This window comes from Mycobacterium sp. Soil_C_30, assembly GCF_057656995.1.
The window spans coordinates 319,347-331,997 of sequence record NZ_JBDGJH010000003.1 but is presented as its reverse complement, the minus strand read 5'-3'; the positions used below and the strand labels follow the sequence as shown (position 1 = coordinate 331,997).

At 67.2% G+C, this 12,651-nt stretch carries 12 protein-coding genes and 1 pseudogene; 4 read left to right on the top strand and 9 right to left on the bottom strand.

Going from position 1 to position 12,651, the window contains the following annotated elements; genetic code table 11:
- Positions 1-72: 72 nt before the first annotated feature.
- Positions 73-3,843, top strand: a pseudogene (locus tag AC3A6P_RS07295) (HAD-IC family P-type ATPase); the annotation flags it as partial.
- Here AC3A6P_RS07295 and AC3A6P_RS07290 read toward each other — a convergent pair.
- A complete protein-coding gene (locus AC3A6P_RS07290) occupies positions 3,816-3,965 on the bottom strand; it encodes an Rv1535 domain-containing protein (protein ID WP_487690611.1) in 150 nt (49 codons plus the stop codon). The pseudogene AC3A6P_RS07295 and the gene AC3A6P_RS07290 sit on opposite strands and share 28 nt — an antisense overlap.
- Before the next feature lie 111 nt (positions 3,966-4,076).
- Here AC3A6P_RS07290 and AC3A6P_RS07285 point away from each other — a divergent pair, with 111 nt between their 5' ends.
- Complete coding sequence (locus AC3A6P_RS07285; protein ID WP_487690191.1) at positions 4,077-4,346, top strand: hypothetical protein; 270 nt, start codon at positions 4,077-4,079, stop codon at positions 4,344-4,346.
- Here the strand turns inward: AC3A6P_RS07285 and AC3A6P_RS07280 are convergent.
- Together AC3A6P_RS07280 and AC3A6P_RS07275 are read right to left on the bottom strand one after the other, a co-directional pair.
- Positions 4,343-4,606: a hypothetical protein gene (locus AC3A6P_RS07280; RefSeq protein WP_487690190.1), complete on the bottom strand. Its 264-nt coding sequence runs from the start codon at positions 4,604-4,606 to the stop codon at positions 4,343-4,345. The genes AC3A6P_RS07285 and AC3A6P_RS07280 overlap by 4 nt on opposite strands.
- A 37-nt stretch (positions 4,607-4,643) precedes the next feature.
- Positions 4,644-5,630, bottom strand: coding sequence for a helix-turn-helix domain-containing protein (locus AC3A6P_RS07275; protein WP_487690188.1), 987 nt, complete (start codon positions 5,628-5,630; stop codon positions 4,644-4,646).
- A gap of 71 nt (positions 5,631-5,701) precedes the next feature.
- Here AC3A6P_RS07275 and AC3A6P_RS07270 point away from each other — a divergent pair, with 71 nt between their 5' ends.
- Positions 5,702-5,851 (top strand): hypothetical protein, encoded by a 150-nt coding sequence (locus AC3A6P_RS07270; protein WP_487690186.1) that lies wholly within the window; start codon positions 5,702-5,704, stop codon positions 5,849-5,851.
- A gap of 66 nt (positions 5,852-5,917) precedes the next feature.
- On the opposite strand, the gene AC3A6P_RS07265 is transcribed toward AC3A6P_RS07270, so the two are convergent.
- The 4 genes from AC3A6P_RS07265 to AC3A6P_RS07250 are packed head-to-tail and all read right to left on the bottom strand — an operon-like array spanning position 5,918 to position 10,003.
- Positions 5,918-6,349 (bottom strand): DUF5078 domain-containing protein, encoded by a 432-nt coding sequence (locus tag AC3A6P_RS07265; RefSeq protein ID WP_487690183.1) that lies wholly within the window; start codon positions 6,347-6,349, stop codon positions 5,918-5,920.
- Positions 6,346-6,693 carry a DUF732 domain-containing protein gene (locus AC3A6P_RS07260; RefSeq protein ID WP_487690609.1) on the bottom strand — a complete coding sequence of 116 codons (348 nt, stop codon included), beginning with the start codon at positions 6,691-6,693 and terminating at the stop codon, positions 6,346-6,348. The genes AC3A6P_RS07265 and AC3A6P_RS07260 overlap by 4 nt, the downstream gene beginning before the upstream one ends.
- Entirely contained in the window at positions 6,693-9,581 is a 2,889-nt protein-coding gene (locus AC3A6P_RS07255) for an MMPL/RND family transporter (protein WP_487690181.1), read from the bottom strand. The genes AC3A6P_RS07260 and AC3A6P_RS07255 overlap by 1 nt, the downstream gene beginning before the upstream one ends.
- Positions 9,578-10,003, bottom strand: coding sequence for an MmpS family transport accessory protein (locus AC3A6P_RS07250; RefSeq protein ID WP_487690179.1), 426 nt, complete (start codon positions 10,001-10,003; stop codon positions 9,578-9,580). Before AC3A6P_RS07250 ends, AC3A6P_RS07255 begins: the two co-directional genes overlap by 4 nt.
- Before the next feature lie 184 nt (positions 10,004-10,187).
- Here AC3A6P_RS07250 and AC3A6P_RS07245 point away from each other — a divergent pair, with 184 nt between their 5' ends.
- Positions 10,188-10,745, top strand: a complete 558-nt coding sequence (locus AC3A6P_RS07245) for a TetR/AcrR family transcriptional regulator (RefSeq protein ID WP_487690176.1) — start codon at positions 10,188-10,190, stop codon at positions 10,743-10,745.
- Between the two features lie 3 nt (positions 10,746-10,748).
- Here AC3A6P_RS07245 and AC3A6P_RS07240 read toward each other — a convergent pair whose 3' ends face one another.
- Positions 10,749-11,396 (bottom strand): ANTAR domain-containing protein, encoded by a 648-nt coding sequence (locus AC3A6P_RS07240; RefSeq protein WP_487690608.1) that lies wholly within the window; start codon positions 11,394-11,396, stop codon positions 10,749-10,751.
- A gap of 76 nt (positions 11,397-11,472) precedes the next feature.
- A complete protein-coding gene (locus AC3A6P_RS07235; protein ID WP_487690173.1) occupies positions 11,473-12,561 on the bottom strand; it encodes an NAD-dependent epimerase/dehydratase family protein in 1,089 nt (362 codons plus the stop codon).
- Positions 12,562-12,651: the final 90 nt, after the last annotated feature.

The window sequence follows — 12,651 nt, the reverse complement described above, 5'->3', positions numbered from 1 at the left end:
CAACCGGATTCCAGCACCGGCCGTCGATATCCCACCGACCTCCCCGGGGACGGGGTGGTGCTGGCGGGGCGAATGCTCGCCACCGCGGCCAACGGCGTGGGGTTGTGCGCGGCGACCGCCGGTCGCCTCCTGTTGTGGCCCACCCTGCCCAGTGGCGTGGCCGCCGCCCTGACCGTGATCGATTACCAGCCCCGGCTGCGGGCCATCGTCGAGCACCGGCTCGGGGACACCGCTGCGGATACCGTCATGGGACTGGCCGCGGCAACGGTCTACACGCTGACTCAGGCACCCGCGTCGTTGGCCGTCGAATTCGTCCGCCACCTCAGTCAGGTCGGGGAACTCGTCGCGGGTGCCCAAGTGTGGCAGGAACACGAGCCCGCGCTCGCTGAGAATGCCGCCGCGCCTCACGTCGACGTCCCGCCCCGCCCGCGCCCGATGCCGCCCGGTCCGGTGGAGCGCCACGCCGACCGCAGCAGCGTCGCGCAAGGCGTCGCTGCCTCGGCCGTGGGGCTGGTGACCGGAGACCTCAACGCCGCGGCCACCGCCGCCGTGGTGACCGCTCCGAAAGCGGCTGGCAACGCTCGCGAAGGCTTCGCGACGACGCTCGGGCGAGGCCTGGCACACCGGCACAGCTTGCTCACGCTGCGTCCCGATGCGCTGCGCCGACTCGATCGCATCGATGCTGTGGTGCTCGATCCCCGAGTGCTGTTCACCGACGAACTGCGAGTCGGCCGGCTGCGGAATGTTCCGGAACGGGCACGCGCCGATGCGTGGCAGTGGGCGCAGCAGCAGGTGCGGCTGGGAGCCCTGGACGTCGGCTGGCATCACACGCCGACCAATGGCCGTAGCAATGGAAACGGTCGCGCGGCAGGCGAAGTGTTCGTCCGTCACTCTCACCACCCGCTGGCGGCGGGACTGGTCGGCGAAATCCGGCGCGCCGATATCGAGGTGGTCTCGGTGTCCAGCGACGAACTCGGCGATCTGCGTTCGTCGTTCGACGAGCTGTACGCAGCCGAGGACTCCTTGGATGCCGCGCTGCTGACCGCGGTGCAGACACAACAAGGTGACGGACGCACCGTCGCCGTGGTGTCCACTCACGCCGCCCAGGCGCTGGCGGCGGCCGACTTGTCGATCGGCGTACTCTCCGCCGGGGCCGCGCCGTGGCGGGCCGATGCGCTGGCTCCGGACCTGACCGCGGTGTGGCGGATCGTGCGGGCCATCCCGGCCGCCCGGAAGGCCAGCAGCCGCGGAGTCGAGCTCGCCACCAGCGCGTCGATGCTCGGCGGTCTGTTGATGATTCCCGGAGTCTCCGGCGTCGGGCCCGGGCCGGTGACCGCAGGCGCGGCTGCCGGCCTGGTCACGGGCATGCAGCTGGCGCGCAAGGTGCTCGCCGAAGAGCCGCCCGCGCCCACCCCGATCCAGGAATGGCACGCGATGACGGTGGAGCAGGTGCGCCAGGCGCTGCCCACCTGCGACCGCCGGCCTCCGCAGGACCGCTCACGCCTCGCGGTGTCCGCGGGCTTAGCCGGACGGGTCGCCGGCCCCACCCTGGGGTTGATCGGCGAGATGGCCAGATCGGTACGTTCGGAGCTGTCAGACCCGCTGACGCCGGTGCTCGCGGTCGGCTCGGCAGCCAGCGCGCTGTTGGGCTCGCCGATCGACGCCATTCTCGTCGGTTCCGTTCTGACCGGGAACGCGGTGCTGGCCGCTGGGCAGCAGGTACGCGCCGAGCGGCTGCTACGCCGGCTGCTGGCCGTGCAGGATCCGCCGGCACGCCGGATCGTGGGGGACGACTACGCCAGTGTCGGCGCCGACCGCCTGCTTCCCGGTGACCTGATCGAGGTGCGCCCCGGCGAGGTCGTCCCCGCCGACTGCCGTCTCATCCAAGCCGATGATCTCGAGGTCGACGAGTCGGCACTGACCGGGGAATCGCTGCCGGTGGCCAAACAGGTCGAACCCACTCCTGGCGCCGTCGTCGCCGAACGCAGCTGCATGTTGTTCGCCACCACGACAATCGTCAGTGGTACCGCAGTGGGCGTGGTGACCACGGTCGGCGCGCAGACCCAGGTGCGCCGCGCCGCCGCAGTGGCCCCGTCACAGGGCTCGGCAGTGGGTCTGCAGACACAGTTGCGTGAGTTGACCAATCGCGCACTGCCTTTCAGCTTGGCCGGAGGTGCGCTCGTCAGCGGCTTGGCGGTACTGCGCCTTACACCATTGCGCCAAGCCGTCGCCAGCGGTGTCGCGGTCGCGGTGGCGGCCGTTCCGGAGGGTCTGCCGCTGGTCGCCACGCTGGCGCAGCAGGCGTCCGCCCGCCGCCTGACCCGCTCCGGCGCGCTGGTGCGCACGCCCAAGTCGGTGGAGGCGCTGGGCCGCGTCGACGTGGTGTGTTTCGACAAGACCGGCACCCTGAGTGAGAACCGCCTGCGGGTGTCGCGGGTGGAGCCCGCCGATGGTTTCGGCGAGGACGACGTCCTCCGCCTCGCCGCCGGCGCCACTCAACCCAAGAACGGCGGCCGTCACGAACACGCCACCGACGCGGCGGTCATCGAGGCGGCGCAGGCCGACCCCCCCGACATCGGTGGTGTGACGGCACATCTGCCTTTCCGTTCGGGACGGCCGTTCTCGGCCACCCTGATCGATGACGAGCTGGTCCTCAAGGGCGCTCCGGAAGTGGTGCTGGCCGCGTGCGCCACGCGCGAGCGATCCGTCGAGAACACCGTGCACCAGATGGCCGAATCGGGTCTGCGCGTCATTGCGGTGGCGCGGCGGTCGGTCACCGCACAGCAGGTGAAAGCGGCCCGCCGTGACGATGACGCCTTCGCCGACCTGTGCGGTTCCGGCCTGCAGGTGGCCGGCCTGCTCGGGCTGTCGGACACTCCGCGCGCCGAATCGGCCGCCTTGCTCGCCGCGCTGCAGGAACAGGGCATCGGCGTGCGGCTGATCACCGGCGATCACCCGGTGACCGCCACCGCGATTGCCGGTGAACTGGGGCTGCCGGTATCCGCGGAGCAGGTCATCAGCGGTTCGGAATGGGAGTCGCTACCGCGACGCGCCCAGGAGAGGGCGGTCCGCGACAAGGTGGTGTTCGCGCGGATGACACCCGAGCACAAGGTGCAGGTGGTGCAGACGCTGGAGCACGCCGGCCTCGTGTGCGCCATGGTCGGCGACGGCGCCAACGACGCCGCGGCCATCCGTTCGGCCACCGTCGGAATCGGGGTGGCCTCTCGCGGCAGCGACCCCGCCCGCACCGCGGCCGACGTCATGTTGCTCGACGGGCGCATCGGCGCGCTGCTGGATGCGCTCGAAGAGGGGCGGCAGCTGTGGCGCCGGGTTCAGGCCGCGGTGTCGGTGCTCCTCGGCGGCAATGCCGGCGAGGTGGCGTTCGCCGTCATTGGTTCGGCGCTCACCGGTACCTCACCGTTGAACACCCGACAGTTACTGCTGGTGAACATGATGACCGACGCGCTGCCCGCCGCCGCGTTGGCGGTGAGCCCGACGATCGACACCAGCGGCGGCGGACACGGTCCGGATCAGCCGGCGTTGTGGCGAACGGTGGCCATCCGCGGTACCACTACCGCCGCCGCGGCCACCACCGCCTGGCTGCTGTCCGGATTCAGTCTGCGACCACGGCACGCCTCGACCGTTGCACTGGTCGCGCTGGTGTCCACCCAGCTGGGGCAGACGCTCTTGGACTCGCACAGCCCGCTGGTGGTGGCGACAGCGGGCGGTTCGTTGGCGACGCTGGGCGTGCTGATCAGCACCCCGGGCGTCAGCCAGTTGCTGGGCTGCACGCCTCTTGGGCCGCTCGGATGGGCTCAGGCTTTGGGCACCGCGGGGACGGCGACCGCCGCGGCGTGGGTGGCACCCCGGGTGCTCTCGCGCGTGCAGTCGTCGATGTCGACGACTCCGAGCCGCCACAATGCGGCGTACAGCTCGCGCAACGGGATTGCGATGAACCTGGCCACTACGGACACTGGATCGGACGAGCCGCTCGCGACGGATGTGGTGGACACGTCCTCCACGGTCCGGACACCGGGCGTCCTGACGCCCAACACGCCATGACCGAAAGGCAACAAATGGCCGAATCCTCGTCGAAGACGTCGCACCGCGAGGCGGTGCAGAAGGTCCGCGACGCGCAGTCCTTCGCAGTGGATCTACCGGTCGTGGGCCGGGTGCGCCTGCCGCGTCCGGAGCAACTGGCGTTCTACGGGGCGCTCGGTGTGCTGGCCGCCGTGGAGATCATCGAATGGCCGGTTGCGCTGGTGCTGGCGACGGGCCATCTGCTGCTGCACGACGAGCACAGCCGCGTCGCTCAAGAAATCGGTGAGGCTCTCGAAGACGCCTAAGCGGGCTCGCTGACCGCCTCCGGGAACCGCCGCGTCAGTGCGGCGAGCATCCGGTCGAGTTGCTGGATGTCGTTCTCCAGCTGACGGATCGTCCGCTTGATCTGATGGGCATCCGGCTGGCCGGTGGAACTCGCTGCGGTGAGTCGCCTCACCAGTGCGGCGATCTTCGCTCCGGTTGCCCGGCGTTCCTCACTCAGGAGCCGGCGCATCGACTGCGCCTGCAGCACATCGGCCTGAGCATCGGAGTCCTCGCTGAGCATCTGGTCACGATAACGGCGAATCGGTACGCCTGCGTAATCAAACGGCGTCGGCGTCGCCGGCCGTCGCCGTGAAGCAGTTCCGGTAGTCACTGGGTGTGGTCCGGAGCTGTCGGGTGAAGTGGTGCCGGAAGGTCACCGGCGACTCGAATCCCACCCGCGTGGCGATCTGCTCGATCGACAGCTCTGATGATTCCAGCAACGGCAGGCTGGCCTGGATGCGCTGCTCGATCAGCCATTTGATGGGTGTGGTGCCGGTGGCTTTCGCGAACTGCCGCAGATAGCTGCGCCGCGACAGCGCCGACCGGGCGGCCAGGTCGTCCAGCGCGATGGGTGAATCGAGGTTCTCGAGCGCCCAGGCCATTCCCGCGGCGATACGCCCGTCGGTGGACGGCTCGGGCACCGGTGTCTCGATGTACTGCGCCTGTCCCCCGGCCCGGTGCGGTGCGACCACCAGCCGCCGCGCCACATCGTTGGCGACCTTGACCCCGTGGTCACTGCGCACGATGTGCAGGCACAGGTCTATCCCCGCGGCGCAGCCCGCACTGGTGAGCACGCCGCCGGCGTCGACATACAGCGGTGACGGGTCGACTTCGACCTGGGGGTAGGACTGCTGCAACAGGTCCACGTAGATCCAGTGCGTGGTGGCTCGTTGCCCATCGAGCACACCGGCCGCGGCCAGCGCGAACGCTCCCGAACAGATGGACACCAGCCGGGCGTTGCGCTGCTGGGCGGCGGTGATCGCCTCGATGAGTCCCGGCGAGGGAGTCTCAGTGGCGTCGCGCACGCTCGGGATGATCACGGTGTCGGCGTCGGCCAGGTCGTCCAGACCGTACGGCGTACGTACCGTCGCGCCGCCGAGCATGCGCACCTCGGGCGCTTCGGCGCAGAGCTTGACGGAGTACCAGGGGCGCGTGATGCCGGCGGAGAAGCGCTCGGACAGCTCGGTGATCCCGAAGATCTCGGCGGGCGCCCCGGATTCGAAACCGGACATGCCGTCGTACGCGAGGATCGCCACGGAGTGCATGTCACTATGTTAACGAACAACGGCGCTAGTGCCACTGTTGGCCGACGCGGATCTCCACGAACATCGGAGACATGTTCTACAAGAAACCGACAAACTGGCAGAAGCTCCGCCGTCGCCGGGGCATGCGAACCGTCGCCGCCTTCCTCGCGGGCATTCACGCCGCCAACGGCATCGCCCACGGGGTGACACCCCCGCCCGACTCGGCGGCGCGTCACCCGTGACCGTGGAGAAGATGCACGCGTAGGCGGCGCCGGCGTGGATCAACTCCACACTCGCGGCGCAGGTGCCTACCAGGTCCAGACGGTCGGGTCCACCGGCGGGTAGGTCATGCAGACATCGGTGCCGTGGGCGACGACGCCCTTGTTGTTGAAGAACAGCTTGGCCCAGTTGGGCCAGTTCCACGCCAGCGTCTCGTAGAAGGCATTGGTGGCGGTTTCTTCCGAATATGCCCGGCGCCCCGCGTAATCCATGGAGAAGAACCAGGTGATGCGGTCGCGGGCCCACTTCTGCACATCGGGGGACTTGTTGTTGTAGTCGATGATGTAGCGCTCGTAGTACACCGGGTTGGTGTCGCGTACCGCGGCCATGTACTGGTCGACGGTGCAGGTGGTCTTGAGCATCCGGCTGGGGATGGGGTACTCGTCGGTGGCATCGGCGGCCGCCGGCGCTGCTGTGGTCACGAAGCCAACGGCCAAGGCCGCCAACAGGAAACGCTTCATCGCTGACTCCGTTGCTCGGCGGCGCGCTGCAGGACGGGCAGCTGGTCGGGGCAGTAGATGGGGATGCCGGCGCCGACGAACTGCCAGGCCTGATCAGTGGTGGTGCCCTTGATCAGCTGGTCGTGGACGAACTTGGCCGAGGCGAAGGCATCCGCGTCGTGGCCGTTGCGCAGCCGCTTGCACATCAGCTTGCCGATCCAGGCGTTGAAATCCTTCTGCCCGTAGATCCCGAACGTGTGCAACTGCTCGGCGAACGCCTCATCGGGATCGGCCTGCGCCACCGGTGCAGCACCCATCAACAACACCACGGACGCCGCAACGGCCACCGAGAACCTGCGAATCATCATGAACTCTGCACCAACTCGCGCTCGGGCCACGGCTCGGGTCTCGGCCGCATCCGGACGTTCTGCGGCCACCAGAACCACCGCCCGAGCAGGGCCGCGATCGAGGGGGTCATGAAGGAACGAATCACGAAGGTGTCGAACAGAAGTCCGAGACCGATGGTGGTGCCCACCTGGCCCATGATGGTCAGGTCGCTGACCGCCATCGTCATCATCGTGAAGCCGAACACCATACCCGCGGCCGTCACCGTCGAACCGCTGCCACCCATGGTGCGGATCATGCCGGTGTTCAGGCCGGCGTGTATCTCCTCTTTGAGCCGGGCCACCACCAACAGGTTGTAGTCCGCGCCGACGGCCAGCAGGATGATCACCGCCATCGGTAGCACCATCCAGTGCAATTCGATACCGATCAGGTGCTGCCAGATCAACACCGAGATACCGAACGAGGCACCGAGCGACAGGATCACCGTGCCCACGATCACCGCCGCCGCGACTACCGCCCGCGTCAGGATCAACATGATGATGAAGATCAGACAGATGGCGGCGATCCCGGCGATCAGCAGGTCGAAGGCGGTGCCGTCGGCCATGTCCTTGAACGTGGCCGCAGTGCCACCGAGGTAGATCGTCGAACCCTCCAGCGGGGTGCCCTTGATGGCCTCCTTGGCGGCCTTCTTGATCTGGTCGATCTTGGCGATGCCCTCGGCGGTCATCGGGTCACCCTCGTGGGCGATGATGAACCGCACCGCATTGCCGTTGGGAGAGATGAACTGCTCCAACCCCTTTGCGAAGTCCGGGTTGTCGAGAGCCTCCTGCGGCAGGTAGAACGAGTCGTCGTTGCGGGCGGCGTTGAACGCGTCACCCATCTCGGTGCCGTTCTCCTGCATGATCTTCTGCTGTTCCTGCATGCCGGCCTGGGTCTGCTGCATCGTCAGCATCATCGTTTTCATCGACCGCATGGTGTCGATCATCGACGGCATGATGGCCAGCATCTGCGGCATCAGCGCATCCAGGCGCCGCATCTGCGGCATCAACTGCTCCATGTCGTTGGTCATGACGTCGGTGGCGTCGATGACGTCGAACACCGAGCGCAGCGCCCAGCAGATCGGGATGTCGTAGCAGTGCGGTTCCCAGTAGAAGTAATTGCGCATCGGCCGGAAGAAATCGTCGAAGTTGGCGATGTTGTCACGCAGCTGCTGGATGTCGCCCACCGTGACCTCCATGAGCGACACCATTTTGTGAGTGGTGTCGGCCATCTCGGTGGTGATGCGCTGCATCTCGGTCATCGTGTCGATGTTGGTCTGCATGGTGTCGGCCTGCTTGAGCATGTCGGCCATCATGTCGTCCATGTACTTCTGGTTCAGGGTCTGCAGTGTGCCCTGCTGGCTCATCAGATACGGGATCGACGTGTTCTCGATCGGCTTGCCATCCGGACGCGTGATGGTCTGCACCCGCCCGATGCCCTGTACGCCGAACACCGCCTTGGCGATCTTCTCGATCACCAGCATGTCGGCAGGATTACGCAAATCCCGGTCGGTTTCGATCATCAGCATCTCGGGGTTCAACCGCGCCGGCGAGAAGTGGCGTTCGGCGGCGGCATAACCCAGGTTGGTGTTGATGTCGGACGGTAGGTACTGCCGGTCGTTGTAGCTGGTCTGGTAGCCGGGCAGCGCCAGCAGACCGATGAGCGAGGCGGCCACCGAGGTGATCAGGATGGGCCCGGGCCAGCGCACCACGGCGGCACCGATCTTGCGCCAACCCCGTTTGCGCATCGAGCGTTTGGGCTCCAGCAGGCCGAAGCGGCTGGCGATGGTGATGAGTGCGGGGCCGAAGGTCATGGCGGTGAAGATCAGCACCAGCATGCCGACGGCCAACGGCACGCCCAGGGTCTGGAAGTAGGGCAGGCGGGTGAAGCTCAGACAGAACGTCGCGCCGGCGATGGTCAGGCCCGAACCCACGATCACGTGCGCCGTGCCGCCGAACATGTTGAGGTAGGCCGTTTCCCGGTCCTCCCCGTTGCCTCGGCCCTCCTGGTAGCGGCCGATCAGGAAGATCGCGTAGTCCACCGCGATCGCGATCGCCAGGGTGGACAACAGCCCGGTGGCGAACACCGACAGCCCGATGACGTCGTGATAGCCCAGGAAGGCGACCGTTCCCCGCACCGTGGCGATGCTGATGCCCACCATCACCAGCATCAGCACCGTGGTGATGACGGAGCGGTAGATGATCAGCAGCATGACGATGATGACGGCGAACGTCAGCATCTCCACGGTGCGCAGGCTGTTGTGGCTGGCTTCCTGCTGATCGGCCGACAGTGCCGCGGCACCGGTGATGTAGGTCGAGACACCCTCGGGTGCCGGTGTGCTGTCGACGACGTCGCGCACGGCTTGGACCGACTCGTTGGCCAGCGCCTCGCCCTGATTGCCGGCGATGTTGGCCTGCACGTAGACGGCCTTGCCGTCATTGCTCTGCACACCTGAGGCGGTCAGCGGATCGCTCCACAGATCCTGCACGTGTTCAACGTGTTTGGTGTCGGCCTGGAGTTTGCGGATGATCTCGGAGTAGTACTGGCGGGAGTCGTCGCCCAGTGGCTCCTGGCCCTCCAGCACGATCATCACCGAGCTGTTGGACTTGTACTCGTCGAACACCTGACCGGCACGCTGCATCGCGATCACCGCGGGCGCCTCGTCCGGGCTCATCGACACGGACCGCTCTTCACCGACTTGCTCGAGCTGCGGTACCGAGATGTTGAGGAAGGCCGCGATGGCGATCCAGATCAGGATGATCGGGACGGACAGCTTGCGGAACAGCCGGGCCGGCTTCTCGAAGTGGAAGTGCCGCTGCTCGGCCACGCGAACCGGGCCGGTGGGCGCCTCGCTGGAGTGCGCGCTCATGCGGACTTGTCGATGCAGAAGGTCTGGGCACTCACGCCGTCGACGGTCCTCTCTTCTTTCAACTCACCGTCGACGATGATCCGGCAGGTCAGGCTGCTGCCCGTACCTTGAGCCACCACATGCGCCATCGCCGATGGGTTGGTTGTCTCCAGCCGGACCCGCCACGGCAGCGCCGCGCCGTCAACGCGCTGGGGCTTGCCCTCCAGATCCATGTAGTTCACATCGGCGGTTCCGCCGGCGCCGTTGATCTCGTATTCGACGACTTTGGGCTCGAAGGGCTCGGGATCGTCGGCGAAGTTCACGGGGGTGACCATGGGCGGTTCGGAGGCGAAGAATCCGCGGACCCGGTCGACGGTGAATCCGGCGATGAGAACCACCACCACGATGAGCAACGGCAGCCATGCTCGCCTGACCACCTGCATACCCGCGCCCCTTTGCGGCCGAACGATCGTTACGACTTGTCCTTAGTGGGGCTAAACGCTATCCACACGGCTATCTTTTTACAAGCCGAGCGGCTAAGTGTGCGTGGTCACACCGCGCCCGGGGTACAGTCGCGCAGATTGACTTCTGCGGCTGAGGGTGACGGCAGCAGGAAGGGGGTAGCGCATGACCAAGACGGCAGCCAACCGCGGTTTCGCCCGTGAAAGGGTGCTCGACGCCGCCCTCGAGCTGTTTGCCAAATACGGGGTGCACGGGACGTCGCTGCAGATGATCGCCGACCGCTTGGGCGTCGGCAAGGGTGCGGTGTACTACCAGTTCCAATCCAAGGATGAGATCGCCCTGGCGGTGGTGCTACCGATCTTCGAGGACATCGAGCACCTGATCCGCATCGCCGAGTTGCTGCCCACCCAGGACGCGCAGCGCGATGTGGCGATCAGCGGTCTGGTCGAACTCGCGATCCGGCACCGGCGCATCTCGTCGCTGTTCTACGGCGACCCGACGATCCATCAGATCGTGGAATCGCATGAGGAGTTCCAGCTCATCATCGACCGCTTTTCCGCTCTGCTGCTCGGCCCGGCTCCCGATATCAGCGCCCGTGTTGCGATGTCCATGACCACCGCCGGAATCTATGCCTGCGCAACGGATCCCGCCCTGGCTGACGTCGGCGACGCCGAGTTGCGCCAGATACTGCTGGAGTGCTCGAAGCGCTGCGCAGGACCCTAGCGCTCAGCCCCGGGTCTCGATCACCTGCTGGGCGACCTGCACCAGCGGGGTGTTGCTGTCTTGCGACAACTTGCGCAGCAACTCGAAGGCACGGACATCGTCCACCCGGAACCGCTCCATGATGATGCCTTTGGCCTGGCCGATCCGGTCCCGGGACGCCAGCGCCGAATTCAGGTGCTCGCCCTGCCTGTGCGCCATCACCGCTGCCGCGGCGTGCGCGGCGAGGACGGCCCCGGTGGTCACCGAGTCCATGCTCCATTCGGTCGGCTCGAATCCGAACAGGTTCAGCGCCCCGGCAGTGCGCTGCGAGGTGTACAGCCGGAACGACAATCCGCTGAGCACACCCAGTTTCGCCACCGCGGCCGAATACGCCGGCCACCGCGACTCCTCCCGGAAATCGTCGGTGCGCACCACCACGTCGTCCAGGGCCGCGGACATACACGGACCCTCCTGGAGAAGGTGCTGCAGTTCGTCGAGTTCGCGAGGCAGGTCGGTGGTGGTCGCGTGGGATTCGAACGTGCCGCCCTTGCCGATGAGCAGGATCCCGGCGGTGTCCACCCCGGGGATCAGCTCAACTGCGGCCGACGTCACCTCGGCGAAGATGTCCTCGGCGCTCTGGGGAACCGCGACGGCGCGCGCCAGTTCGGCCATCCGGACTGCCAGATCGTGGCGTGCGTTTTCGACCACGGTCACCAGGCTGCCCAACCCAACCAGGTTCCAAACGACCTCAGGGCAGGCGCCTGGTGGTCATCAAGCCTTTGGTGAGGTCGCGGTAGAGCTGCTCGACCATGGACCGCCGCCGAAGCGGTGGGCTGTCGGTGTGCGCCTCCTCGGCGACACCTTTGATGACGTCGGCGAGCGCTTCCGTGGACGACCACTGCGGAATCCAGCCGAGCTCGCGGCGTGCGCGCGAACTGTCCAGCAGGGGGACGGTGAACGCCAGGTCGAGCCAGCCTCGGTCGATCGGCTGCAGCCGCGCGCGCCAGCTGAGGTCGACCACTGTTCCCAGAATCCCCGAGGGCACTTGAACGGCTTTGGCCCCGAGCAGCTTCGCGACCGTGTCCCGGGTCACGGGCGGATCCGCGGCCAGGTTGAACGGCCCGCCCGCGCGACGCTCGATGGCGCTGACGAATGCGCTGGCCACGTCGTCGGCGTGGATGAGGGGGATGCACAGGCCACGATCCAGGGGCAGCACGGGCAGCAGCGGGATCAGGCGCATGGGCACCCATCCGGGTAGGGCATACCGCATCAGGCCGCTGGCCGCCGCGCGCTGGACGATGAATCCCGGGCGCATCCTGGTGATCAACACAGCGGTATCACCATGCTCGCGCTCGTAATCGTCCAGCTTCGCCTCGGCCGCGGCTTTGTCGCGGCTGTACGGTGAGGTCCGGATCCCGGTGGTGGGCCAGGTCTCGTCCACCCGCTCGCCGTAACGACCCGCGGCGTACGTCCCGACCGAGGACATGTGCAGGAGGTGGGGCACCCGGACCGCGTGGGCCGCCTCCAGCACCGCGGTGGTCCCGCCGACGCCCAGCCGCGTCAGGTAGTCGGTGTTCCGGGTGGGCTGGAAGCCCCAGGCCAGATGCACCACCGCGTCGGCGCCCTCGAACACCTCCCGCAGATGGCCGGCCACCCCGTCGCCGGCAAGATCCAAGGCATACCAACGCGCTTCGCCGTAGATCTCGTCAGTAGGTCCACGTGACTCAGGGGGCCGCCGCACCACCCCTACCAATTCATGGCTCTGGTCGGATGTTCGCAACGCCCGCAGCAGCGCCGTCCCGACGTTGCCGGACGCTCCGGTGATGACGATCCGCATGGCTTCGTTTCCCGTCTACTGATTCCCCGAGGCGGGTTGCCACGACGCCGGCGTTCAAACGCCGTTTCAGCGGTCGCGCTGTGGGTAACT